Origin of the sequence: Erwinia sp. MMLR14_017 (genome assembly GCF_033657285.1) — a bacterium.
In the GTDB taxonomy this organism is placed as follows: Bacteria; Pseudomonadota; Gammaproteobacteria; order Enterobacterales; family Enterobacteriaceae; genus Erwinia.
The window spans coordinates 40,836-65,337 of record NZ_JAWVWP010000006.1 but is presented as its reverse complement, the minus strand read 5'-3'; the positions used below and the strand labels follow the sequence as shown (position 1 = coordinate 65,337).

Genomic DNA, 24,502 nt, shown 5'->3' with positions numbered 1-24,502 from the left:
GTTGTCGCCAGAGAGCGGCTGAACGTGCAAAAAAAGACTGCACTACTACTGCAAAAAAGGATTGGCGATCCGCTCCCGTCCCAGGGTAGACATTGGTCCATGTCCCGGCAGGAAGGTTACATCATCGCCCAGCGGCAGCAATTTATTCATGACAGAGGCGATCAGATCCTCATGGCTGCCCTGCGGGAAATCTGACCGTCCCACGCCACCGTTGAAAATCACATCGCCAGAGATCAGCAGACGCGAAGCGCGATCGAAAAAGACGATATGCCCTGGCGTATGGCCCGGACACAACAGGATCTCCAGATTGATCTGCCCCAGCTGCACGGTTTCACCCTCTTCTAACCAGCGATCGGGTGTCAGCGGCGCGCAGTAGGGTAAACCAAACATCTGACTTTGAGCAGGCAGGCCTTCAAGCCAGAACGCATCCGCTTTATGCGGGCCAATAACCGGCACCTGATAAAAAGCGGCAAGTTCGGCAGCGGCACCGACGTGATCCAGGTGACCATGCGTCAGCAGGATTTGCGTCACCTTTACGCCCTGCTCTGCCACCCTGGCCTGAATAGTCCCGGCGTCACCACCGGGGTCTACCACGGCGGCTTCCAGCGTGGAGGGGCACCAGATCAACGAGCAATTCTGTGCGAATGCCGTCACCGGGATAATTTGATAATCCATAACGCTCCGTTACCGGCGAACCGTGGCCCTGCCGGAATATCATTTTACCAGTGCCGCGTTGGCCCGGTATCAATATGCACAAAGTTACTACTCGGGTAGTATCCTACACCACCCGCGCGCATGGAAAGCGCCGCTTTGCGTACATTGCTCAATGAAATTCCTTCGATATGAAAATCCATCGCCTGGCCCAGGGTGTGATAACTGTGTTTCGCCACCCCTTTACTGTGTGCCCGCAGGGAGTTGTTAGTCGCCAGAGAGCGATAGCCGGAAATCAGCTGAACCGGTTTACGCGTATCCAGCATCGCCTGCAGCCGGTAGAGCTGGTCGAAAAGCCTGGTATCGATGCTCTTGATTTTATTGGCCCGGTAATCACGGAAAAAATGGTTAAGGCGCGTCAGCTCATCCTTGTCGTAACTTTTGCCGTTAAAAAACTCCGTTTTGAGCGTTTCACCGGTATGCAGGTTATTCAATGTTAATACGCGTGGACGTGAAGTGGAAAGCGAAGCGAAAGCCTGGCCGGGAAGCAGCGCAAAACCCAGCGCAGCTCCGCCCAGAGCAAGCCACTTACGGCGATGAGAGTCGAAACTATTCATTAATCTGTGTTACCCAGCTAAATTGTTCTGAAAGGGTGCAAAAGGACACCGTCGGGAACCATAACTGGGGATAAGTACTGAGTCAACACGCTAAATGTGACAGGCAAGGCAATTCAAAGATTCATTGCCCTGCCTGTATAAAGCCCGCACATTTGACTTAGTGAGGAAAACCTGAAGAATCAATCGTTAGAGCATTAATTGACCAGCAGCAGTCATGCTCTGCACGCCCGAACGCGCCGTCATATCATAATTGTAAATATCTGTTCGATATTGCGCCTTGCCATCTTCCGCTACCCAGGCTGTCAGATAGTAGAGGTTAACCGGAATGCGGTGGCGGATAGGTACGTAACGCGTCTCACCTTCCTTGAGCGTGCTGGAGATTCGGGTGTCGTTCCAGCCCGCATCCTGCAGCAGAAGATTGGCGAGATCGGACGCCTTATTCACGCGTACACAGCCTGAACTCAGAGCACGGATATCCTTCTGGAACAAGTTATGGTTCGGCGTATCGTGCAGGTAAATCGCATCAGAACTTGGCATATTGAATTTATACCGTCCCAGGGAGTTCGTTGCGCCTGGTGCCTGGCGGATGCGATAAGGGAAGGACGCTGCAGAGACCATGCTCCAGTCTATCATTGAGGGATCGATCACCTCAGCATCATTACTCCAGCCTGAAAGCAGCGTGTAGTTATGCTTATAGAGATAAGTGGGATCCTGCTTCACTTTCGGCACAATATCTTTGCGCACCAGAGTGGTAGGTACATTCCAGGGCGGATTCAACACCACGTTATTCAGCGCGCTACGCATCAACGGCGTTTTACGATCCGGCCGCCCTACGATAACGCGCGAGGCCAGAATCTGATTACCGTTGAGATAATAGATCAAAGAATAGTTGGGAATGTTTACCATAATGCCGTTATGCATATCGTCCGGCAGCAAGCGCAAACGTTGAATATTCAGAGCCAGTAACGAAGCACGAAGCTGAGGGGAAACATTCAACCATTCGCGGGTTCTTGGGCCAATAGCGCCATCCGGCTCTAAACCCTGCCAGCGCTGGAAACGCTTAACCGCTTCGACAAGGTCAGCAGAATAGATTGTTGTGGGATCGGCTGGTGCAACTTCGCCCTGAACCTGACCAACAGCTTCCGGAATGACAGGCTGAGTATTGGGATCCGGTGGCACAGCGGTTGCAGAAGGACTGACCGCAATCTCTTCATCAACAAACCCGGCGGGAACCTTTGTCGTGGGCACACTATCTTCTGTTGGTTTAGGCGTTTCACTACCTGGCACCATCATCCCGGTACGCTGCAAAATTTCACGCAGTGAAGGAACGTCATCACTTAACTGTCCAGGTTTAAGCGTCTGCTTATCCGCCAGCTGCGGCCAGGGATGATTGTCCGCCAGCAGCGTTTTCAGCGCCTGATGCATCAGCATATATTGGGGATGCTGAGGGGCTAAAGAGTTGACGAAAACGGCTGTTCCGCCCTGATTAACCGCCCGCTGCCACTGGTTGATCACCGAGAGCGACGGGACTTCAAGTTTATAAGGGACGTTGCTGTAAAGCCATGTCTCTCCTTTTGCCGGCACTGTAGAGACAAACTGCAAATAACCCATCATTGCGTCAGAGAGCACCACATCCCGCGCCATACCCGTTATCGCTGGATTAGTCAGCAGTTTAACCCACTGCGTAAACTGTGGCTGTACGCCCGAAATGGCCACTTCCGCCAGCTGCTGCTGGAACTGCTGGACGGCCTGTCGATCCTGCCACATCGGTTGCATATTATGGGCGGCATATAGCGGTGCGAGTGCGGAGAGATAAAAAGGTTTATAGCCAGCGGGCAGCGTGGAGAGCAACTCTCCACGGGCCTGTGTGGCGGTATAGCTGGCGGGAGCAGAGACCGGTGGGATGCCTGCCACAGCAGGCTGCATCTGCCCCAGGGCCATCACCAGACCGGCGCTGAGCAGCGTCACTCTTGCACTATTTAATGTTGTCAGCAACATCCCTTGCCCCCTGTTTGATTGCCAAAACAGATGAAGCGCATCTGTTTAAAAGTCATTGTTATCAGTATAGAAAAAGAAAGCGGCATTCGCTGTAAATAGAGCCAATGCCGCAGTAAAGAGTAATCCGCTGCCTGATTTTTTGCTATATCTGCCAGCGGAATATTTATCAGGCCCGCCGATCTTCCTCAGACGTTAACGTGTTGGCGGCTGCAGGTTCCGCTGCAAACCCACGCAGGCCGACAACATGCACATGTTCTGTGTTATTGACCACTTTACGGACCAGTTTATAGGTAGTGCCCTTCTCCGGACTGATATTTTCCGGGGCCGCAATAATCAGCTGCATCTCCAGGCGGTCACACAGCTCAAACAGCGTGGCGATCGATTTTGCATCCAGACGGGCTGCTTCATCCAGGAACAGTAAGCGACAGGGAGAGATATCCTTGCCGCGCAGTCGGCGAGACTCCTCTTCCCAGCTTTGCACTACCATCACCAGAATCGACATCCCGGTGCCGATCGCTTCACCGGTAGAGAGTGCGCCACTCTCAGCACGCAGCCAGCCATCTGAACCGCGATTCACCTCAACTTCCATTTCCAGGTAGTTACGGTAATCCAGCAGCTCTTCGCCGATGGTCTGCGGCGTGCGCTGCCCCATATCGATTTGCGGATTAAGGCGCTGATAGAGCTTCGCCAGCGCTTCCGAGAAGGTCAGGCGGTTACTGTTAAACAGATCCTGATGCTGCTCATGCTGTTCAGAGAGTACATCCAGTAGCGTCGAATGCGTTTCGCGCACGTTGACGTTCAGACGAACGCTTTTCACCTGACCAAAGCTTACGGCCTGCAGGCCCTGGTTCAGCTGACGAATACGGTTCTGCTCACGCTGGATGGTTTTGCGGATGATATTTGCCACGCTGCGCGAACTGATAGCCAGCATCTGTTCACGAGCGGTCAGCTCTTCCGTAAGACGGCCCAGTTCGATCTCCATCTGTTCGATAGCTTCTACCGGATCGTCCGTGCGGATAATGTCCTGACGAATACGTTCACGCAGATGCTGATAGACCGCAATAAAGAACTGAATTTTACGCTCAGGACGTTTTGGATCTTCAGAGAGACGCAGCACATCACGCAAATGCTCATTGTCTGCCACTGCCAGACGCAGTGCACCGAGCGCTTTATCCGACATAGAGCGCAGTTCGTCGCCGCCCAGGTAGGCCAGCTCGCGGCGGTGCAGCCTGCGCTCGACGCCATTGTCTTTCACCAGACGAAGCACGGCTACCCAGCCCGCTTTAGCGTGCACAACCTGTTCACGCCCCTGATGATAGTCGCGCTCCACACGCTTCAGTTTCTTCTGCAGCGCATCCATTTCGGCTTCACAGAAGGTAATTTGTTTCTCAAGCTGATTACGACGGGCGCGATTGTTGCTCAGCGCGGCGTAAAGCTCATCGCGACGAAGACGGGCACGCTCCTCCGCGCTGGCATCCGCCTGAACGCCGATATCCTGCATCTCCTGCTGAAGTTCTTTCAGCATGTCGCGCTTGGCGTCATAAGAGCTTTTCAGCGACGCCAGCAGTTGGGTGTACTGGGTAAACTGCGCCTGATGAGCACGCAGCTGTTCACGGGCGCGGGCGCGCTCCGATTCAGCCTGTTCCAGACGCTTACGCAGCTTCGCATTGAGATCGCTGCTGCCGTCCAGCATGCCTGCGGAATCGACATAACCGAAGTGCGCACGTCGCTGCACCACTTCGGTAATAGCAAAGGCCTGCTGGCGGGCATGACGCTGAGCCTGCTGTGCCTGCTGATAATCGAGCTTCAGCTGCTCGTACTGTTCCGGATCGCTCTGCAGTACGGCGATCAGCGTTTCCAGTTTTGCCAGATGATTGCCATGCTGCTGCAGGAAGCGCGCGGCTTCCTGAGCTTCATCAAGCCGTTCAAGCAGCTCGTCGTAACGATCCTGTAGCGTGTCGTCCTGCAGCAGAGTGATACGTGGTATCAGGCGGTTTAGCTGCGCAACGCCTTCTTTAGCCTGATCGAACTGCTGGCGCTGCTGCTGATTTTCACTTTCGTGCGCGGCCAGACCGCGCTCCAGCTCACCCCGGCGAGCATTAAGCGTGCGCAGCTCTACTTCCGGATCTGCCTCGAAAGCTACCGCAAGATGGCTGCCGATAAAGCGGCTGAACGCCTGATGCAGGCGCTGGGTTTTCTGCACGTCAAAAGAGAGCGTGGCGTAACGTTCTGCCAACGTTTCCCGTTCAGCGTGTAACAGCTCCAGCTGCTTTTCACGCGCCGCACGGCCAAACAGTGGAACTTTCGGGAAGCGGGAATAACGCCACTGGCGCTCGCCAGACTTCACCACTACCGCTTTCTGCAACTCTTCTACGTTGAACACGCTGTCATCGAAGGATTGCGGGTCACCCTCGATCAGATAGAGATCTTCCGGGCACTCTTCAAGACCGTTCAGCAGATCCTGCACCAGCGAGAGATCCGGCACCACGATACCGTGACGCGCAGGCCCGTAAAGCGCAGAGAAGTACGGCGCATCTTCAATAGTGACATCATCATAGATTTCCGACAGCAGCACGCCGCCGAAACGCTCGGCAAGGGCATTCAGGCGGGCATCTTCCGCGCCGCCCGGCTGGCTGAGGCGTTCAATCTGTTTCTCAGCATCGCGCTTGCGGGCAGCGACTTCATCACGCGCCACCGTGGTTTCGCGCTCCCGCTCCAGCAACTGCTGCATGAACTCGGTTACTTCCTGGCTGTTTTCCAGCGCCTGCCCGGTCTGCTCGCTAAGCTGCGTCAGGATCTCCTGAGCAGCATGCCACTGCGGCGCCTGCTTCGTCAGGCGGGCGATGCGCTCACGCACCTGCTCCAGCTCCTGGCGCATCTCCATCCGGCGTTCACCGGCATCAGAAACGCTTTCTGAGAGCTGCTCAATACGCGCTTCCAGTTCATACTGATAACTTTCCAGATCCTGCGGCTCGAACTGCTGTCCGTGACGCTTGCAGAACTCATTCAGCAGGCGCTCCGCCTCCTGCTGTTCACGCAGGCGCTGCTCCATTTCAGCCAGTCGGGAACGCAGGGAGTGAACCTGTTCAGCGTGATAGCGCTGGTTGGCGGCATCACGCAGCAGGTCCCGCCCCGTTTGATAAGCCTCTGAACGGCTGACCGGACCGGCAATGCGCCCCACCAGCTCAAACGCCTGCTCAAACTGGCTGTGTGCGGCCTGCGCCACGCTCATTTTCTGTTCAAGCTGCAGCAGTCTGTCGGTGGCTTCCTGCTCTTTAGCACGGAAGATCTCCTGCCAGCTCTCGGCATTCTCCACGTTCAGCTCGTCAATCTGGCAAATTTCCTGCGCGCGCTGCAAAGCGCCCAGCGCCTGCTGGTACTGAATAGCACGAGTCTGCTGCACATCCAGCGCCTGCTGGTAGTCTGCAAGCTGGCTTTTCAGCTCATCCACTTCCAGCTCTGCGGCTTCGCTGCGTGCCTCGTTCTCTTCCTGCACTTCGCGCGCTTCCGCCACCACTTCGTTCTGCTCTTCCAGACGATAGGTCAGCTCATCGATATCGCCTTCGTAACGCTCTATTTTTTCCTGCTGGCGCATAGCGGTCTGCACCAGACTCAGGTGGTCGCTGGCGCTCTGGTAGTCGGTTTCCAGATCGCTTTCTGCGCCGTTGTGTTCTGCCAGTTCACGCGCCATTTCGACGTGGCGATACTGCTCGGCCGCCAGCTGTTTGCGGCTGCTGAACAGCTCATTGCGATGCTGCATCGCGCTATCCAGGTGAATGCGACGTTCGTTGGCATGGCGCATATAGTCAGCGGCAACGTAGTTAGTTGCCTCGGAAATCAGATGCTTAAACAGGTCGCGGTCGGACTGCGTGACGCGAATCGCTTCCAGCGTCATGCGATTTTCCCGCAGCGCCGCCTCCATATCCTGGAAAGCTTTACGCACGCCGCTGTTTTCAGGCAGCAGGTAATCGCGCAGCGAGCGGGTAATGGCGCTGGAGATCCCGCCATACAGCGAGGCTTCAATCAGGCGATAGTATTTGCTGCGATCGGAAGCTGAGCGGAGGCGACGCGCCACAATCCCCAGATCGAACATCAGCGAGTGATACTCGGTGATAGAGTTGAACTGCTTAAACTGCACGCTCTCCATCGCTTCGAACTTCTCTTTCAGTTCGCTAAGCGGCAGGACGCGGGCCTGACGGGCGTTAACCGTTTCGGTCAGGATCTCCGTGGGGTTGATGGAGCTGGGCAGACCGTGAATGCTGAACGGCTTGATATCCACCTTACGATCGCGCCCTGCCACCTGCTGCAGGCGCACACCCACAATAACGCGCTGGTGAACCGAATTCACCACGTCCAGCGCCGCATAGCAGACGCCCGGACGCAGTTTTCCGTGTAATCCTTTGTCACGGGAACCAGAGGTTGCTCCGGCTTCGGTGGTGTTACGGAAGTGCAGCAGCGTCAGATCGGGGATCAGTGCGGTGATAAACGCCGCCATGGTGGTGGACTTACCTGCCCCGTTACCGCCAGAGAGTGTGGTAACCAGCTCATCCAGATCAAAGGTGCGGGCGAAAAAACCGTTCCAGTTGATAAGCGTTAGCGAGCGAAATTTGCCGCGTTCAATCATTGTTCATTCTCCGCGTTATCAGATGAGTCGCGCTGCGCCTCATTCTCATCATCGCCTTCATCATTCAGCGCCAGCCCACCCTCGATTGGCATCGCTTCACCATCCCGGATCATACGTAGCTGCGCTTCGCGGGCGTCATCGCCACTGCGCACATCGGCGCCAAAACGAAACACAGACTCGATAATGCGGAATTTGCTGCTGTCATTACCCATAAACCACACCATGCCAAGACGGCGCAGACGGTTCAGCGAGGCGCGCATTTTCTCCTGCAGCTTTTGCCGATCGAGATCCGAACCGGTAGAGCGCTGGTTCACCAGCTTCAACAGCCTGTTCTCGTCGGCCAGCGTCAGCAGCTCGTCATAGAGCTCCTGCTGGGTGAAAATGCCTTCATTCGCCAGCCGCTCTGGGCTGAGGTAGAGATAGCAGAGAATTTTTCCTACCATCATATCCAGTTCGGAAAGCACCGAACGCGGGATCAGCGTGGTAGAACGGGGACGCAGATAGAAGAAGCCTTCCGGCGCGCGGATCAGCTCAACGTTGTAGCGCGCATAAAACTCTTCCAGATACTCCTGATAATCCATCAGGAAAGCGTGCTGATCTAACTCTTCAATGCCAATATGGCGGCCGGCGCGTAACTGGCTGTCCAGCGCCGGGAAAAGGGAATTGGCCAGTGCCTGTGCCAGCTTAACCGGCATCACTTGTTCAATATTTATCGATGACATGCGCCTGCACCTTGGCTCCGTAATCATTAATGACCTGCCATTCAGCTGGCAGGCCGGAGAAATCTGCTTCGGCCACGCCTAAACGCACGGCCTGATCGACAACGATACGCGCTACGTCAAAATGACGCGCGCGGGGATACTGTTCGAGATAATCACGCATTACCGTGCCGAGGTTCAACGGCTTCTGCTGCGCTTTATAGATGGCTAATGCCTCTTCAATCATGGCGGCCAGCTGTTCACGAATTTCGTTGAACTCTTCATATTCCAGTTCGGAAGGCAGCTCGCCCGTTACCTCTTCATTGCGCAGCACCAGCTCTTCGTCGCGCACATCATAAAGGCGGTCAGCGTTGGCGTAGGTTAATGTCCAGGGATGATCAAAATAGGTCTGCACAGATTGGCGAAGCCGCTGAGCAAAGACGCGGTTTTTATCCATATCAATAGCGGTACGGATAAATTTATGGACGTGGCGGTCATAGCCAATCCACAGATCGATCGCCTGTTGGCCCCAGCTGATAATGCGGTCCAGCTTGTTCTGCAGGTCATACACCAGCTTGTCGATAAAGCCCAGATCCGGGCTGCTCATCGTGGCATCCTGAATGCGCAGCAGATTCGCCTGCAGCTTGTCGCCAGCGGCTTCCAGCGTGTCCTGCAGCTCTCTGAGGGTGCCGGACGTCTCATTCAGCAGCATTTCACAGCTGGAGATAGCGGCGCGCCAGTCTTTGTTCAACAGCTGGGCGATATCATCTTTCACCGCCTGCTGCTGCTCATCCATGCTGCGCTGGGTAATGTCGATGCTGTCAAAAATTTCGGCTACCGAATATTTCAGCGGCGCAAAAACGTTGCGGTGCCAGTGGAACTCATCCCCATCCTCATCAGCCGCATCGGCAGCCCGCTTCAGCTCGCCCGCCACAATCGAGAGCTGCATAGAGAGCCGGAGGGTGGAGAACTCGCGCTGGCGGATGTAATAGTCGGTAATGCCGATAGCCAGCGGGGTCAGGCGATAGATAGCATTGCCTTCCGCCTGCTCGCTGACAAAACGGTTGAGCAGACGCTGACGCACCATATCATTGATGGCGTTATTGGCCCGGACGCCAACGGTTTCACTGGTCTGATCAAATCCTTCACTGACGTGACGGAAAGCGTCGGTCAGTTCGCCTTCGCTCATTTCACCGTCCATGCGCTCCCCGTTCAGGGTGGCGATGGCCAGTAAAAACGCCAGACGTTCGGTTGGCAACGTGACGGAAAAGTCATTTTTTCGCGCCCAGGCAACCAGTTCCGGTACTGTCTGGGAAAATTCACTCATGGTTCGTCCTGTTTATGGGTTTCCGCGCGGTCACGTGGATATAGCGGCCCAAACTTAAAAATGGTTCCTGGCGGCAGAAGCGTTTTTCCAGCGCCAGCACTTCCTCAAATCGTTCAGTCTGTCGGGTTTTATCACGCATATAGTCATGGAACACGCGGATACCAGTTTTGTTCTCTACCGTGAAACCCGCTTCCTGTAACCAGCGATAGACCTGTTCCGGCTCCCGGGGATGATCAGGGGATAGCGTTTTCCGCTTGCGCTTACGCAGGTCGGCCTGCATGTAGCCGAAATTGCCCAGCACCAGCGTCTGCATTATCAGCCCGTTGATGTTATAAAACATCAGCGACAGCACGCCACCTGGGGCCAGGGCATCATAGAGTGCGGCCAGTACGGCTTCCGGGTCGGCGACCCATTCAAGCACAGCGTGGAACAATACCAGATCGACGGGCTTATCCAAATGTTGCGGGGCTTCCTGCGCGCTAATTTGTTTAAATTGCATGTTCCCGCTCACACCTTTTTCTTCGGCATGCGCCCGGGCGCGCTGCAACATTTCTTCGGATAAATCGCAGAGTAAAACGTCATGGCCCAGTGCGGCAACGCCGCAGCCGGTTTGCCCCTCTCCGCCTCCGGCATCAAGCACCCTTAAAGGGCCTTGTGGCAGCGTGGCCAGAATCGCCTCCAGCTCCTGCCAGACGATGGCCTGGCGAATACGCCCTTTGGTGGTTCCGTAGATATTCTTCGAAAATTTTTCGGCTATATCATCAAAGTTGCGATCCTGCATAGACGTTTCCAGGCTGGTGAATGGGTGAAACCGGCGGCTATTTTGACATACACTGACCAGGAATGAACCTTTCACTCATCACCAGGCTCTCGGGTGGTGTTTTTTCGGACAAAAGGAACCCGTTTCCATGCTTTTTGCGCTAAAAAAAGTCGTTGGTGGCCTGCTGCTGCCCCTGCCTTTGCTGATTGTGGTGATGGCAATCGCCCTTTTCTTACTCTGGTTCAGCCGCTGGCAGAAAACTGGCAAAATTATCCTCTCTTTCGCCTGCCTGATCTTGATGCTGATCAGCCTGCAGCCTGTTGCCGATACTCTGCTTGCCCCGACGGAAAATCGCTATCCAACCTGGCAGAACCGGCAAAAAGTCGACTATGTGGTCGTGCTCGGTGGCGGCTACACCTGGAACCCTGACTGGGCGCCCGGCTCCAATATGATCAATAACAGCCTGCCGAGACTGGTGGAAGGAATACGTCTGTGGCGCGCCAACCCCGGCGCAAAGATGATTTTTACCGGCGCTGCAGCGCACAGCAATCCGGTAAGCTCAGCAGAGGTGACGTCACGAGTGGCGCAATCACTTGGCGTGCCGCGGAGTGATATTATTACGCTGGATAAACCGAAGGATACGCGTCAGGAAGCGGAAGAAGTGGCCAGAATAGTGGCAGATCACCCGTTTCTGCTGGTGACTTCCGCTTCACATTTACCGCGTGCGATGATCTTTTTCCAGCAGCGGGGATTACATCCATTTCCTGCGCCAGCCAATCAGTTGGCTATCCGTTCACCGCTGAATTTCTGGGAACGGGCACTTCCTTCGCCGCTCTGGCTTGAACACAGCGACCGGGCAATCTATGAATGGCTGGGCAGAGCCTGGCAGGCGCTCACCTCCCGGGAGAGTTCATCAGGCGAGCCAGGGGAGCAGTGAGTTTGCCGCCTGCTGGAAACGCATTTTGTCAAACTGGCCGGTGTGGATCAGGCGGTCGATCTCATCCCACAGCCGGTAGAGCCAGCGCCGGGCGACGAACCCCTCAGCCACAGGTGCCTGTCTGAGATAGTGAAACAGCAGCGATTCTGCCAGCCCTTCGTCGCACAGCCGGAAGAGTTCATATTCACGCGGCGCCCAGAGCATCATGCCTGGGTTGATCATCGACAGCAGTTGGTCGCTCCAGGCTTCTTTCAGCATACTGCTCAGAGAGAGATTACCGTGCACCAGCACGCAGGAATCGTTGAAATCAGCCAGCAGATTACCAAGATTTTCACGGCTGCGATAAAGCACCCGCCGGTTTTCCATCGTCAGCTCTTCGGTACGCATAAATCCCAGCGTTGACCAGAGCACTTCCACTCTTTGAGCGTACCAGGCTACCCAGTTATTCTCCTGCGTACTGTCAACGCGGCCCACCAGCCCGTGGCTGTCGATGCGGTGCCAGGCGAGCAAAGCTTCCACAATCTGATCCTGCAGCTGAAGCCAGCGACCAGGCGTACGGCTTGGTGCTTCTACCGAGACGCCACCCATGCGCTCAATCAGCAAGACCTCATGCTGCGGTTGCTGCTGGCTGACAATCAGCCCGTAAACCGCAGGCATGCGCAGGGCGCTCTCGCGTGCCAGCATTGAGAGCTTATAGGCTTCCTGTGCGGCCACACCTTTTATGTTGAAGTATTTAGCTACCAGAGGGAGGGAATAACCCTGCTGGTCATAAAGCGAATAGAGGTTTGCCCAGGGTTGCTCGCTGATACATTCGAGGCGACTCAGGGGTTCGCCCAATATCAGTGACAGTTCTGAGCGTAAATGTTCCATCTCCTCCTCCTTTGTTAAAAGTGGAGAGGGGGCCTGTCACAGCCCCAACAGCATTACTGCATGGCTGCGCGCACTCGCGCAAGATCTTCAGGTGTATCTACCCCGACGCTCGGGATCGCTTTCGCCACGGCAACATGGATTTTTTCGCCGTACCAGAGTACGCGCAGCTGTTCGAGCAGCTCTATTTGCTCCAGCGGGCTGGGTTCCCAGCTCACATAGCGCCGGATGAAGCCTGCACGATAGCCGTAAATTCCGATGTGGCGCAGGAAGTTTTCTCCGATGGTTTCGCGTGAGGCGGCAAAACGCTCACGATCCCAGGGGATGGTGGCGCGGGAAAAATAGAGCGCATAGCCTTTAGCATCCATGACTACTTTTACCGCGTTGGGATTAAAGGCCTCTTCTGCCGACTCAACCGGCACCGCCAGCGTCGCCATACCCGCTTCGCTGTTCGCCAGGTTTTCAGCTACCTGACGAATAATGACCGGCGGGATCATCGGCTCATCACCCTGCACGTTCACGATGATGGTGTCATCGGCAAACTGATAGCGATCGATGACTTCTGCAAGTCGCTCGGTACCGGAATGGTGATCGGCACGGGTCATACAGACTTCACCGCCTGCTGCTTCAACAGCGCGGGCAACCTCTTCATTGTCGGTGGCCACGATCACGCGATCGGCACCCGACTCCAGCGCCCGCTCCATCACATGCACCACCATCGGCTTGCCCTGGATATCGACCAGCGGCTTGCCTGGCAGGCGCGTGGAAGCAAAGCGTGCCGGAATAATAGCGACAAAACTCATGGGTGGCTCTCTTCCAGCGTCAGTGCACGCGCTTCGGTCTCCAGCAGGACTGGAATGCCGTCGCGCACAGGGTAAGCCAGACCATCAGGTTTGCAGATAAGCTCCTGCTGATCTTTGATGTAATAGAGTTTGCCGTGGCAAACAGGACAGGCAACAATTTCGAGTAAGCGATGATCCATGGTTTCTCCCTGGTGGACCCGGTCAGACAGGCCCCTAGAATATCATAGCTGTGAAGCCAGTGGGGACTTCACAATGGGTTGTTGCTACAGCGGCCACCCTTTTTGCCACAGGCTGGCGAGCGGCTCTGGCAGCTGCTCCAGCACAACCGCGTCGGCTCCCTGCCAGCGGGCAAAACGCGAAAGGGCCAGTTTCAGATCGTCGATCAGCGCCTGGCTAACCCGGACGCCCTGCTCCAGCCAGAGCTGCTTCACTTTAAGCACTTTTTCCTTACGCAGCATTTTTGCATCAAGCCGCCCTTTCAGCTCACCGCGATGCAGAATGGGCAGCACAAAATAGCCATATTTGCGTTTGGCTTCTGGCGTGTAGCATTCGAGCCGGTAGTCGAAACTGAACAGTTCCAGCGCGCGCTTCCGGTCCCACACAACGGGGTCAAAAGGTGAGAGCAGTGCGGTGTGGGTTGCCCTCGGCCCCTGTTCCAGTAACGGCAATAGTGAGGCATGCAGATAACAGGGGCCTAAAGATTCAACCTCAACGGCTGCCACTTCCCCACTTTCCAGCCACTCCGTCAGCACTTCTCTGACGGGGGCGCGTTTCAGGCGGTAGTAGTCGGCCAGCCAGACATCGCGAAACAGGCCCAGACTCACTGCGCTGTTACGCAACATTTGCCGCACGGCATCTTCTTCCGTAAGCGCATGAAGAGTGTCGTTCCAGTCAGGCATGACGCGCTGGCGCAGATCGTAAACGCGCTGGAAATTGCGTCGTTCAGTCACCATCAGTTCGCCGGCAGAGAACAAACTTTCCAGATGTTTTTTGTGCGGTTTCCACGCCCACCAGCCAGATTTCTGGCCGGGAGGCGCGGCGAAATCGGCAGATCGTACCGGCCCGGTCTGTTCTATGTGCGTCAGCAGTTCGCTGATTTCATGCTGCCAGCTGGTCACCCATTCAGCATTATATTTCCAGCCAAGACGGTGAGGATTCAGCATTCGGTGACGCAGCAAGGGATAATCTTCAGTGGGGATAAAACAGGCTTCATGCGCCCAGTATTCAAACAGCCTGCCGCTGGCTAGCGCCTCCCCCAGCCAGGACTGCGGATAGTCACCCAGCCGACTGAACAGTACCAGGTAAGGACTGCGGGCAACCACATGGATAGTATCTATCTGCAGCAGCGACATCTGGCGAATGGCGCACAGCAACTCTTCGAAGCACGCCTTACGTTTAGCGGGGCGCAATAACCCCTGAGCAGCAAGGTGAAGCTGACGGGCCTGTGAGAGTGAAAGCTGAATAGAGGACATAGCGCACCTTTGTAGCAAAGATGCATTGAGTTTATACCCTTTCAACAGGGCCGGGGATGGAAACAGCGCCTTTATTCAGGGCGTTAGCGTCAAGGGCGGGTAGTAAGTGCAGTAATCCGGTTCAGCAATGTTTCTGCCGTACCCGGTGGGAACTCAGCATCAACAGGCAGGAACCACCAGTTTTGACGGGCAAAAGAGCGTGCCTTCACCGCATCTTTCTCGGTCATCAGTAGTATCTGATCTGGCGATACCAGCCCAGCCAGCACCTCTGCCCGATAGTTCTGATGGTCGGAAAAAGACACTTCTTTCACCGGAACCACTCCCTGCTGTCGAAGTGTGGCAAAAAAACGGGGCGGATGACCAATTCCAGCCATCGCGACCACATTTTTAAGGGCAGATACCGGGCAGGTTATGCCGCTCTTCAGGTTGACCGCCCTTCCCGGAATCAATTCCATCGCCAGCTCGCCAGCCTGCGCTTCACCACCGTTAACAATTGTGGCATCCACACTTGCAAGCCGGGAGGCTCTCTCCCGCATGGGTCCTGCAGGCAGCCACCAGCCGTTGCCGAAGCGACGCTTACCATCCACCACAACGATTTCAAAATCCCGGGCCAGCGCATAATGTTGCAGCCCGTCGTCGGTAATGATGATGTCGATATCGCCCCGATCGGTCAGCGCTTTTACCGCCTCCTTTCTGCGGGGAGATACTGCAACCGCTGCTCCGGTTCTCTGGTAAATCAACACCGGCTCGTCACCTGCCTGCTGCGTAGTAACCTGTTCATGCAAAACCAGCGGATAGCGTTCAGCCTTGCCGCCATAACCTCTGGAAACCACGCCTGGACGCAAACCACGCTGCTGCAATGCCTGAACCAGCCAAATCACCACTGGCGTTTTGCCATTCCCTCCGGCAGTGAGATTCCCCACCACCACCACCGGAACGGGCGCGCGCCATGCTTTACGCCAGCCCCAGCGATAGCTAAGGCGGATCAGGTTGCTGACCAGGCCATACAGCCAGCTCAGCGGCAGCAGCAGCAGATAAAGCGCAGAGCGGCCGCTCCAGATGCGTTCTGTCATTGCCCGAACTGCATCTTATGTAGCTGCGCGTAGACGCCTTTGTGCTCCAGCAGTTCGCTGTGGCTTCCCCTTTCTACAATGTAGCCATCCTCAACCACCACAATTTCATCCGCCTTCTCAATGGTAGAGAGACGGTGAGCAATCACCAGTGAGGTGCGGTTTTTCTGCAGTTCATCCAGGGCAGACTGAATGGCGCGTTCAGATTCCGTATCCAGTGCGGAAGTGGCCTCATCCAGAATCAGTATCGGACTGTCACGCAGTAAGGCACGAGCAATGGCGATACGCTGACGCTGACCGCCTGAGAGCAGCACGCCATTTTCACCGATAACCGTGTCCAGCCCATTATCCATCTTATTAATGAAGTCCATGGCGTGGGCCATGACGGCCGCTTTCTCAATATCTTCACGGCTGTACTGTTCGTTGCGGGCGTAAGCGATATTGTTAGCTACGGTATCGTTGAACAGATGCACGTTCTGTGAAACCAGCGCCACCTGATTACGCAGCGAGCTGAGCGTGTATTCGCGCAGGTCGTGACCATCCATCAGGATCTCGCCCTGCTGAATATCATAAAAACGGGTCATCAGGCTGGCGATAGTCGATTTACCCGAGCCAGAGCGGCCAACCAGCGCTACCGTTTTACCCGCAGGAATAGCGAGATTGATATTATGCAGCGCAGGCGTTTCACGCCCCGGATAGGTAAAGGTGACATTGCGGAACTCGATGTCTCCTTTCGCACGTTCAATCACGCGGGTTCCTTTATCCTCTTCCTGCTCGCTATCCAGAATAGTGAAAAGCGTCTGGCAGGCAGCCATACCACGCTGGAACTGGGCATTAACGTTTGTCAGTGATTTTAACGGACGCATCAGCGCAATCATTGATGAGAACACCACAGTAATGGTACCGGCGGTCAGGGTTTCCATCACGCTGGGGAAACTGGCGGCATAGAGCACAAAGGCCAGCGCCAGTGAGGCGATCAGCTGAATAATCGGGTCAGAGATAGAAGAGGCGGAAACCAGCTTCATGCCCTGCTGACGCATACGATTACTGACGCGGTTAAAGCGTTCATTCTCGACTTCCTGGCCACCAAAAATCAGCACCTCTTTATGCCCTTTCAGCATCTGTTCGGCGCTGGTGGTCACGTGGCCCATGGTGTTCTGCATACTCTTACTGATGTTTCTGAAGCGCTTTGACACGGTACGAATGGCAAAAGAGACAATCGGTGCCAACAGGATCAGGATCAGCGAGAGTTGCCAGCTGTAGTAGAACATCATGATGAACAGGCCGATGATTGAGGCCCCTTCACGTACCACCGTGACCAGCGCGCTTGAGGAAGAGGAAGCCACCTGTTCAGAGTCATAGGTAATGCGTGAGAGCAGCGTCCCGGTTGACTGCTGATCGAAGAACGCCACCGGCATCCCCATCATATGGCCAAACAGGCGGCGACGCATACTCATCACCACGTTTCCGGATACCCAGGAGATGCAGTAGCTGGAGATATAGCTGGTAATGCCACGGATTAACATTAACCCAATAACCGCAAGAGGCATCCAAAGCAGCACGGAAGAGTCGGCCTTGCCAAAGCCGTCATCAAGTAACGGTTTCAGCAGTGACAGCATTAATGTATCTCCCGCTGCGTTCACTATCAGTGCTACTGCAGCCACAATTAAGCCCGGTTTAAACGGCTTGATCATTGGCCAGAGGCGACGGAATGTTTGCCAGGTGGAGAGATCTTTTTCCTGATGCATTATTTAACCAGCTTTAATTGAAATAGCCGCTTATTCTACCTGGAATCACGTGGTACGCCAAACCACTGATGATACCAACGGCCCATTATTTGCGTTCTGAAACCCCTAACCTGCCAATTTTGCTGGTAAAACGCTATGCTTACCTGTCCTTCAAGGGCGGTGTCGTACCAGTGATAGTGGTTACTTTTATAGCGGGAGATCACTTTATCAGCGGGTAATTTCCATGCGCTGTAACGTGCGGCAGAGGCAAGCGCGACCTCGCCCCGCACGGCCCGGAGAAAGGGTGGAACCGAAGAGGTTTTGCTGCCGTGATGGGGAACCTGCAGAATATCCGCCCGCAATTTTTTACGCTTCAGCCTTACCAGTTCAAGCTCAGCTCTGGCTTCAATATCCCCGGTCAGCAGCACCTGCCGTCTGCCGTCGGAGATTTTAATGACGCAGGATTGATTATTTTCCGCCTCTTTTTGCCCTGGCGGCGGCCAGAGGACCTCAAATGAGAGCTGCTGCCAGCGCCAGCTTGTTCCCTCTTCGCATGGCTGCTCGCCGTTTTTTCCTCCCCCGCGATGTATCGTTGCGCCAGGAAAGGCTGAGTGAAGGGTGTCGAGACCACCGATATGGTCGAGATGATTGTGGCTGAGGATAATGTGTTTAACTTCCAGCCCCTGCCAGCGGAGCCAGGGCAGGATCTGGCTTTGTGCCGCATCCCCGCCCGGCCAGCGATTGCCGGTATCATAGACCAACGCTTCTCCCCGCGCTGAGATCACTACTGCCAGGCCGTGACCGATATCCAGCATATCCATACGCCATTCAGGTTTTACCGCGCTCAGCCGCCAGCAAGCCACAGAAAGGCATAATCCCAGCACGGTAGCCGGAGAAGTACGCCACCAGCAGAATCGCCAGGCAAGGACTCCTGTCCACGCCAGAAGACTGAACAGCAGAGCGTGATAATTCAGCTCCACCCAACCAGTGGGAAGATGGCTGAGAGGAGTGAATACTCCTTGCAGAGAAAAGTCTGCCAGCCACCAGAACAGCTGGTTCAGAACAGGGACAGGCAACGACGCCAGCGCACAAAGTATCAACGGCACAGTCACCAGGGTAACCACCGGAACCGCCCAGAGGTTAGCCAGCAAGGCAGTGAAACTTATGCCATGAAAAATCAGTAACTGCACGGGCATCAGTAACAGAAACAGCCCGACCTGCAGATGCAAAAGCTGAAGCAGCAGCCAGCGTTTTTTATGGCTAAACCGGCAGGGTAAGGGAAACCAGCTAAACCATAACATCAATCCGGCGACCGCTATGGCCGAAAGCCACAAACTCTCTGAAAGGATGCTTAAGGGATCAAAAAACAGGATTAAAGCGATGCAGATCCCCCAGACCTGCCAGTTATCGCACCGCACGCCTTTTAAGCGGATCATGTACCAGAGGGAAACGGCAAGCATGGCCCGCATCGCTGGCGGGTTACAGCCTGAAAGCCAGGTGTAAGTCAGGGCGACCAGCAGGCCACAAAATAGCGGGAAGCGATAGCCTATCCAGCGTACAGGAAAACCAAGCTGTAATCCCCGGGCAAACAGCCAGCCGACGCTGGCGGCCAGGCTGATATGCATGCCGGAAATCGCCATCAGATGCGCTGTTCCGGTCTCTTTCAGTAACTGAGTAATCCCTTTGCTCAGCTCTCCCCGTTCGCCAAATGCCAGAGCTGAAAGGACAGCCTGCCAGCGTAATTCACCGTAGATCATCCGGCTTCGCTGAATAATATTTTGGCGCCAGCCGCATTCGCTGTTCAGCGCCCTCAGGCTGAGGACCCTGCCTGTAAGCGGCGTACCCTTAGCTACGGCAAAACGCTGGGCGTCAAATCCGCCTTCATTCAGTCGGGCATGAACCGGCCTGAGATTAAGCGCCATTAGCCACTTCTGGCCGCTACAAAATTTGTCGGCCATGCCCCTGGTACTGACCAGAACATAAATTGGTGGGAAAACCTGTTTACCGGCCAGGCTGGTGATGCGGAGCTTTAGTCGCTCAGAGTCTGGCAGAACCTGCTCTACTTTAACGGTAACGTCTGAGTGTTTACCTGTAAGCGCATCAATCTGCCCTGCCAGCGTTCTTGCAGCCATCACCCCCCAGACAAAAAGTAAAAGAAGGAGGGCAATATCTTTCGCTCCTTTAACTCCCGACAAAAGCAGCAGGCACGCAAGCACGATCGCTAAGATGTCGTAACGTGCCGCAGGAAGCCGTGGCAGTATAAGCAAAGGTAACGTAGCGATAATCGTCCAGATCGCCAGTCGGCTGAGGCTGTAGGGCATAACGGCTCTCCTTTTCCGTTCGGCCACTCTATCGTGCTGCTTTTAACTCTGCAGCAGGGGAAATAAAAACCCTGAAGCTGCGCCACATACAGGCGAACCAGATTTCATGCTTATCATTTTCAATGCGCGCCCACCCGCACACCGCTCTCAGATTGCAGGCAAAAAAAAACGACACCGAAGTGTCGTTTTATTGCGTAATGCTCAGCGTTAGCCGTAAATATTTGCACGGTCACGCAGCTCTTTACCTGGCTTGAAGTGTGGAACGTATTTACCTTCCAACTCCACTTTGTCACCCGTTTTCGGGTTACGACCAGTGCGGGGTGCGCGATAGTGCAAAGAAAAACTGCCGAAACCCCGGATTTCAATGCGTTCGCCCTGCGCCAAAGTGGTCGCCATGTGCTCAAGCATCTCTTTAACCGCATCCTCAACGACTTTCGCCGGAATATGAGAGTGCTGGCCAGCAAGTCTTTCAATAAGTTCTGACTTGGTCATAAATCCTCCGGTTAATTCCTGTTGGAAAAGCTCTGACAGTATCGGCTATATCAGGGCAGCTTGCACTGCCCTGTTGCAAAAGCAATTACTCGCCTTTAGCTGCTTTGAATGCTTCAGCCATAGCGTTAGAGAAGTTACCGTCTTCCTGTTTAGTGTTGTTAACAGTAGCGATGGCTTCTTTCTCGTCAGCCTGGTCTTTAGCACGTACAGAGAGGCTAACAACGCGGTTTTTACGATCAACACCGGTGAATTTGGCTTCAACATCGTCACCAACATTCAGAACCAGAGTTGCATCTTCAACGCGGTCAACTGAAGCTTCAGAAGCGCGCAGGTAACCTTCAACGCCGTCTGCCAGTCCAACCGTAGCGCCTTTCGCGTCAACAGCAGTTACTTTACCGTTAACAATAGCACCTTTCTTGTTCAGAGAGATGTAGTTGTTGAACGGATCTTCTGCCAGTTGCTTAACGCCCAGGGAGATGCGCTCGCGCTCTGCGTCAACCTGCAGAACAACAGCAGCGATTTCGTCGCCTTTCTTGTATTCACGCACTGCTTCTTCTCCGGTAGCGTTCCAGGAGATGTCAGAGAGGTGAACCAGGCCGTCGATGCCGCCGTCCAGGCCGATGAAGATACCGAAGTCAGTGATTGACTTGATTTTACCTTCAACACGGTCGCCCTTGTTGTGGGTTTCTGCAAACTGCTGCCATGGGTTAGATTTGCACTGCTTCAGACCCAGGGAGATACGACGACGTTCTTCGTCGATATCCAGAACCATAACTTCAACAACATCGCCAACGTTAACAACTTTGGACGGATGGATGTTTTTGTTGGTCCAATCCATTTCTGAAACGTGTACCAGGCCTTCAACGCCTTCTTCGATTTCAACGAAGCAGCCGTAATCGGTCAGGTTGGTCACGCGGCCAGTCAGGCGGGTGCCTTCCGGGTAACGCTTAGCGATAGCGACCCATGGATCTTCGCCCAGCTGTTTCAGACCCAGAGAAACACGGGTACGCTCGCGGTCGAATTTCAGCACTTTAACAGTGATTTCGTCGCCAACGTTGACAATTTCGCTTGGATGCTTAACGCGTTTCCATGCCATGTCAGTGATGTGCAGCAGGCCATCAACGCCGCCCAGATCAACGAATGCACCGTAGTCAGTCAGGTTCTTAACGATACCCTTAACTTCCATGCCTTCCTGCAGGTTTTCCAGCAGCTGATCGCGCTCTGCGCTGTTTTCGGATTCGATAACCGCACGACGTGAAACCACCACGTTGTTACGCTTCTGATCCAGCTTGATGACTTTGAATTCAAGCTCTTTGCCTTCCAGGTGCAGCGTATCGCGCACTGGACGAACATCAACCAGGGAACCTGGCAGGAACGCACGAATGCCGTTCAGCTCAACAGTGAAGCCGCCCTTGACTTTGCCGTTGATAACACCGGTAACGGTTTCAGCTTCTTCATAAGCTTTTTCCAGCGTGATCCAAGCTTCGTGACGTTTAGCTTTCTCACGGGACAGCAGAGTTTCACCGAAGCCGTCTTCTACAGCATCCAGAGCTACGTCAACTTCGTCGCCAACCTGGATTTCCAGTTCGCCAGCTGCGTTTTTGAACTGCTCTGCAGGAATTGCAGATTCAGATTTCAGGCCCGCATCAACCAGAACGATGTCTTTGTCAATAGAGACAACAACACCACGAACGATGGAACCCGGACGGGTTTCGATTTCTTTCAGGGACTCTTCAAAGAGTTGAGCAAAAGATTCAGTCATATTGATAATCTTATGGATTCTTCAATTTAACGTCCACCTGACATCCTGCCGGGTGGGGTTGTTTCACATGCCCCATGACGTCCATATCAAAGGGTTAAAGGATTCTGTTGGGCCCTGAGGCCCTGTTTTCACTGCGGCAACGATAACGTTTTACGCGCATAATTGAGCGCAGTTTCAATAACTTGCTCAATTGACATGCTGGTTGAATCCAGCACCAGCGCATCGTTTGCCGGTATCAGCGGCGCAATGGCGCGATTACGATCGCGATCATCACGTTCTTTTATCTCAGATAAAAGGCGCTCAAAGTTAACACTAAAGCCTTTTTCCTGCAACTGTAGCATACGCCTGTGCGCTCGCTCTTCCGAACTGGCATCAAGGAAGATTTTTACTGGCGCATCCGGAAAGACCACGGTGCCCATGTCACGCCCATCAGCAATTAAGCCTGGCGCATCACGGAAGGCGCGCTGGCGACGAAGCAGAGCTTCGCGTACACGGGGAAAAGCCGCTACTTTAGAGGCTGTGTTGCTGACATCCTGAGTGCGAATTTCGCTCGTTACATCTTCCCCTTCCAGGATGACCTGCATTTCTCCCCCGGTAGAGACAAAGCGAACGTCAAGATGCGCCGCTATCGGCACTAATGCCTCTTCAGAAGTGATATCCACCTGATGATGCAAAGCGGCCAGCGCCAGTACGCGATAAATCGCGCCCGAATCCAGAAGGTGCCATTGCAAGGCTTCCGCCATCGCTTTACACAAGGTCCCTTTACCCGCACCACTTGGGCCATCAATGGTGATCACCGGGGCTATAGCCGTCATGTCGTTCTCCTGTCGGTGGAATGCCTGTTGCCTGCTCAGACAAATATCGACGCGCATTATACGCTGCTATAGCTACGATCGTTACCCTTTAAGCATAGTCGCGATCAAATTAATCAGATGAAATAGCGTGTTTCAGGAGGGAGAAACCTTGCAGGACGTGAGTCAGCTCGCAATCCGCTGCACCGAAATGCAGCGGTTTTGCAGATTTATGCCAGTTTGCTGATGCGGGCCAGCTGCTCAAAATAATCGGGGAAAGTCTTTGCCGTGCATTTTGGATCAAGAATGGTTACCGGCGTGGAGGACAACGCCACCAGCGAGAAACACATCGCCATACGGTGATCATTATAGGTGCCAATTTCAGCAAACTTAATCGTTTCAGGCGGCGTCACACGGATGTAATCGTGCCCTTCCTCAACTTCAGCGCCTACCTTACGCAGTTCATTGGCCATCGCAGCCAGGCGGTCCGTCTCTTTCACGCGCCAGTTATAGATGTTACGCATCACCGTGGTGCCTTTGGCAAACAGCGCTGCGGTAGCGATAGTCATCGCGGCATCCGGAATATGATTCATATCCAGATCGATGGCGTTCAGTTCACCGCGGGTACAGGCAATATAGTCATCGCCCCACTCAACGATTGCACCCATTTTCTCCAGTACGTCAGCAAAGCGAATATCACCCTGCATACTGTTGCGGCCAATACCGGTTACTTTTACCGTTCCGCCCTTGATGGCCGCCGCCGCCAGGAAATAGGAGGCAGAAGAGGCATCGCCTTCCACCAGATAGTCTCCCGGCGAAATATAGTGCTGATTACCGCTAATCTGAAACACGCCGTAGCTGTCGTTCACGACTTCCACGCCGAAGGTCCGCATCAGGTTCAGCGTGATATCTATATAGGGTTTTGAAACCAGATCGCCTTTAATAACAATTTTGGTGTCATTCGGTGCCAGCGGCGCGGTCATCAGTAGCGCTGTAAGGAACTGGCTTGAAACGCTGCCATCCACTGAGACTTCGCCACCTGTAAAGCCGCCCTTAAGATGCAGAGGGGGATAATCAGTCTGCTCAAGGTAGTCGATTTCAGCCCCACCCTGACGCAATGCATCAACCAGATGTCCAATTGGACGCTCTTTCATCCGTGGCTCACCGGTCAACACAATATCGTTCCCACCCAGGCAAAGTGCCGCGGCCAGAGGGCGCATGGCCGTTCCCGCATTGCCTAAAAAGAGTTCTGTTGGGCCTTCTGCATGCAGAGGAGCGCCCTGACCCACCACTTCGCAGACAGTCCGGTCTTGTGAGAGCGTAAAGCTGACGTTAAGCGCTTTCAGCGCCGTCAGCATATGGCGTACATCATCGCTGTCCAACAGGTTGGTCAGACGCGTGGTGCCTTTTGCCAGTGCTGCCAGCAGTAAAGCGCGGTTAGAAACGCTTTTCGAGCCGGGCAGATTAACGGTGCCGTCTACCAGCGCAATAGGTTGTAAGGTCAGGGATTCCTGCATGTGAAACATATTCTCCATATAAAATGCAATGAAACCCCGCAGCTTCGCAGGGTTTCAGACTTTAAACG

Annotated in this window: 19 protein-coding genes; 1 reads left to right on the top strand and 18 read right to left on the bottom strand. The window is 54.5% G+C overall.

Annotated elements, in window-relative coordinates:
• Positions 1-45: 45 nt before the first annotated feature.
• From SD961_RS11705 to cmoM, 7 genes are all read right to left on the bottom strand, one after another.
• The gene (locus tag SD961_RS11705; protein WP_318790543.1) at positions 46-675 is read right to left on the bottom strand and encodes an MBL fold metallo-hydrolase; all 630 of its coding nucleotides are present in this window, start codon (positions 673-675) and stop codon (positions 46-48) included.
• 44 nt (positions 676-719) lie between these two features.
• Entirely contained in the window at positions 720-1,268 is a 549-nt protein-coding gene (locus tag SD961_RS11700; RefSeq protein WP_318790542.1) for a YcbK family protein, read from the bottom strand.
• A 186-nt stretch (positions 1,269-1,454) separates the two neighbouring features.
• Positions 1,455-3,266: a L,D-transpeptidase gene (ldtD, locus tag SD961_RS11695; protein ID WP_318790541.1), complete on the bottom strand. Its 1,812-nt coding sequence runs from the start codon at positions 3,264-3,266 to the stop codon at positions 1,455-1,457.
• A gap of 166 nt (positions 3,267-3,432) precedes the next feature.
• Positions 3,433-7,890 (bottom strand): chromosome partition protein MukB, encoded by a 4,458-nt coding sequence (gene mukB / locus SD961_RS11690; protein ID WP_318790540.1) that lies wholly within the window; start codon positions 7,888-7,890, stop codon positions 3,433-3,435.
• Entirely contained in the window at positions 7,887-8,612 is a 726-nt protein-coding gene (mukE, locus tag SD961_RS11685; RefSeq protein WP_318790539.1) for a chromosome partition protein MukE, read from the bottom strand. Before mukE ends, mukB begins: the two co-directional genes overlap by 4 nt.
• Complete coding sequence (mukF, locus tag SD961_RS11680; RefSeq protein ID WP_318790538.1) at positions 8,593-9,915, bottom strand: chromosome partition protein MukF; 1,323 nt, start codon at positions 9,913-9,915, stop codon at positions 8,593-8,595. Before mukF ends, mukE begins: the two co-directional genes overlap by 20 nt.
• Entirely contained in the window at positions 9,908-10,696 is a 789-nt protein-coding gene (gene cmoM / locus SD961_RS11675) for a tRNA uridine 5-oxyacetic acid(34) methyltransferase CmoM (RefSeq protein ID WP_318790537.1), read from the bottom strand. Before cmoM ends, mukF begins: the two co-directional genes overlap by 8 nt.
• Positions 10,697-10,823: 127 nt before the next feature.
• Between cmoM and elyC the strand changes: the two genes are divergently transcribed.
• Entirely contained in the window at positions 10,824-11,612 is a 789-nt protein-coding gene (elyC, locus tag SD961_RS11670) for an envelope biogenesis factor ElyC (protein WP_318790536.1), read from the top strand.
• Here the strand turns inward: elyC and SD961_RS11665 are convergent.
• The 11 genes from SD961_RS11665 to aroA form a co-directional block, all read right to left on the bottom strand.
• Positions 11,589-12,482: a YcbJ family phosphotransferase gene (locus SD961_RS11665; RefSeq protein ID WP_318790535.1), complete on the bottom strand. Its 894-nt coding sequence runs from the start codon at positions 12,480-12,482 to the stop codon at positions 11,589-11,591. The genes elyC and SD961_RS11665 overlap by 24 nt on opposite strands.
• Positions 12,483-12,535: 53 nt before the next feature.
• Positions 12,536-13,282 carry a 3-deoxy-manno-octulosonate cytidylyltransferase gene (gene kdsB / locus SD961_RS11660; protein ID WP_318790534.1) on the bottom strand — a complete coding sequence of 249 codons (747 nt, stop codon included), beginning with the start codon at positions 13,280-13,282 and terminating at the stop codon, positions 12,536-12,538.
• Positions 13,279-13,461, bottom strand: coding sequence for a Trm112 family protein (locus SD961_RS11655; RefSeq protein ID WP_318790533.1), 183 nt, complete (start codon positions 13,459-13,461; stop codon positions 13,279-13,281). The genes kdsB and SD961_RS11655 overlap by 4 nt, the downstream gene beginning before the upstream one ends.
• 84 nt (positions 13,462-13,545) lie before the next feature.
• The gene (locus tag SD961_RS11650; protein ID WP_318790532.1) at positions 13,546-14,754 is read right to left on the bottom strand and encodes a winged helix-turn-helix domain-containing protein; all 1,209 of its coding nucleotides are present in this window, start codon (positions 14,752-14,754) and stop codon (positions 13,546-13,548) included.
• A gap of 89 nt (positions 14,755-14,843) precedes the next feature.
• On the bottom strand, positions 14,844-15,827 hold the full coding sequence (gene lpxK, locus SD961_RS11645) for a tetraacyldisaccharide 4'-kinase (protein WP_318790531.1): 984 nt from the start codon (positions 15,825-15,827) through the stop codon (positions 14,844-14,846).
• A complete protein-coding gene (msbA, locus tag SD961_RS11640; protein WP_318790530.1) occupies positions 15,824-17,572 on the bottom strand; it encodes a lipid A ABC transporter ATP-binding protein/permease MsbA in 1,749 nt (582 codons plus the stop codon). Before msbA ends, lpxK begins: the two co-directional genes overlap by 4 nt.
• A 35-nt stretch (positions 17,573-17,607) precedes the next feature.
• On the bottom strand, positions 17,608-19,872 hold the full coding sequence (locus SD961_RS11635) for a ComEC family protein (protein WP_318790529.1): 2,265 nt from the start codon (positions 19,870-19,872) through the stop codon (positions 17,608-17,610).
• A gap of 207 nt (positions 19,873-20,079) precedes the next feature.
• Entirely contained in the window at positions 20,080-20,364 is a 285-nt protein-coding gene (gene ihfB, locus SD961_RS11630; protein ID WP_013201528.1) for an integration host factor subunit beta, read from the bottom strand.
• Positions 20,365-20,449: 85 nt separating this feature from the next.
• Positions 20,450-22,126, bottom strand: a complete 1,677-nt coding sequence (gene rpsA, locus SD961_RS11625; RefSeq protein WP_318790528.1) for a 30S ribosomal protein S1 — start codon at positions 22,124-22,126, stop codon at positions 20,450-20,452.
• 128 nt (positions 22,127-22,254) lie between these two features.
• Positions 22,255-22,941, bottom strand: a complete 687-nt coding sequence (cmk, locus tag SD961_RS11620) for a (d)CMP kinase (RefSeq protein ID WP_318790527.1) — start codon at positions 22,939-22,941, stop codon at positions 22,255-22,257.
• Between the two features lie 206 nt (positions 22,942-23,147).
• Complete coding sequence (aroA, locus tag SD961_RS11615; RefSeq protein WP_318790526.1) at positions 23,148-24,434, bottom strand: 3-phosphoshikimate 1-carboxyvinyltransferase; 1,287 nt, start codon at positions 24,432-24,434, stop codon at positions 23,148-23,150.
• Positions 24,435-24,502 lie beyond the last annotated feature (68 nt).

Excerpts from the sequence above, each read along its gene's own strand:
- SD961_RS11705 (WP_318790543.1), bottom strand. The coding sequence starts at position 675 with ATGGATTATCAAATTATCCCGGTGACGGCATTCGCACAGAATTGCTCG.
- SD961_RS11700 (WP_318790542.1), bottom strand. The coding sequence starts at position 1,268 with ATGAATAGTTTCGACTCTCATCGCCGTAAGTGGCTTGCTCTGGGCGGA.
- ldtD (WP_318790541.1), bottom strand. The coding sequence starts at position 3,266 with ATGTTGCTGACAACATTAAATAGTGCAAGAGTGACGCTGCTCAGCGCC.
- mukB (WP_318790540.1), bottom strand. The coding sequence starts at position 7,890 with ATGATTGAACGCGGCAAATTTCGCTCGCTAACGCTTATCAACTGGAAC.
- mukE (WP_318790539.1), bottom strand. The coding sequence starts at position 8,612 with ATGTCATCGATAAATATTGAACAAGTGATGCCGGTTAAGCTGGCACAG.
- mukF (WP_318790538.1), bottom strand. The coding sequence starts at position 9,915 with ATGAGTGAATTTTCCCAGACAGTACCGGAACTGGTTGCCTGGGCGCGA.
- cmoM (WP_318790537.1), bottom strand. The coding sequence starts at position 10,696 with ATGCAGGATCGCAACTTTGATGATATAGCCGAAAAATTTTCGAAGAAT.
- elyC (WP_318790536.1), top strand. The coding sequence starts at position 10,824 with ATGCTTTTTGCGCTAAAAAAAGTCGTTGGTGGCCTGCTGCTGCCCCTG.
- SD961_RS11665 (WP_318790535.1), bottom strand. The coding sequence starts at position 12,482 with ATGGAACATTTACGCTCAGAACTGTCACTGATATTGGGCGAACCCCTG.
- kdsB (WP_318790534.1), bottom strand. The coding sequence starts at position 13,282 with ATGAGTTTTGTCGCTATTATTCCGGCACGCTTTGCTTCCACGCGCCTG.
- SD961_RS11655 (WP_318790533.1), bottom strand. The coding sequence starts at position 13,461 with ATGGATCATCGCTTACTCGAAATTGTTGCCTGTCCTGTTTGCCACGGC.
- SD961_RS11650 (WP_318790532.1), bottom strand. The coding sequence starts at position 14,754 with ATGTCCTCTATTCAGCTTTCACTCTCACAGGCCCGTCAGCTTCACCTT.
- lpxK (WP_318790531.1), bottom strand. The coding sequence starts at position 15,827 with ATGACAGAACGCATCTGGAGCGGCCGCTCTGCGCTTTATCTGCTGCTG.
- msbA (WP_318790530.1), bottom strand. The coding sequence starts at position 17,572 with ATGCATCAGGAAAAAGATCTCTCCACCTGGCAAACATTCCGTCGCCTC.
- SD961_RS11635 (WP_318790529.1), bottom strand. The coding sequence starts at position 19,872 with ATGCCCTACAGCCTCAGCCGACTGGCGATCTGGACGATTATCGCTACG.
- ihfB (WP_013201528.1), bottom strand. The coding sequence starts at position 20,364 with ATGACCAAGTCAGAACTTATTGAAAGACTTGCTGGCCAGCACTCTCAT.
- rpsA (WP_318790528.1), bottom strand. The coding sequence starts at position 22,126 with ATGACTGAATCTTTTGCTCAACTCTTTGAAGAGTCCCTGAAAGAAATC.
- cmk (WP_318790527.1), bottom strand. The coding sequence starts at position 22,941 with ATGACGGCTATAGCCCCGGTGATCACCATTGATGGCCCAAGTGGTGCG.
- aroA (WP_318790526.1), bottom strand. The coding sequence starts at position 24,434 with ATGCAGGAATCCCTGACCTTACAACCTATTGCGCTGGTAGACGGCACC.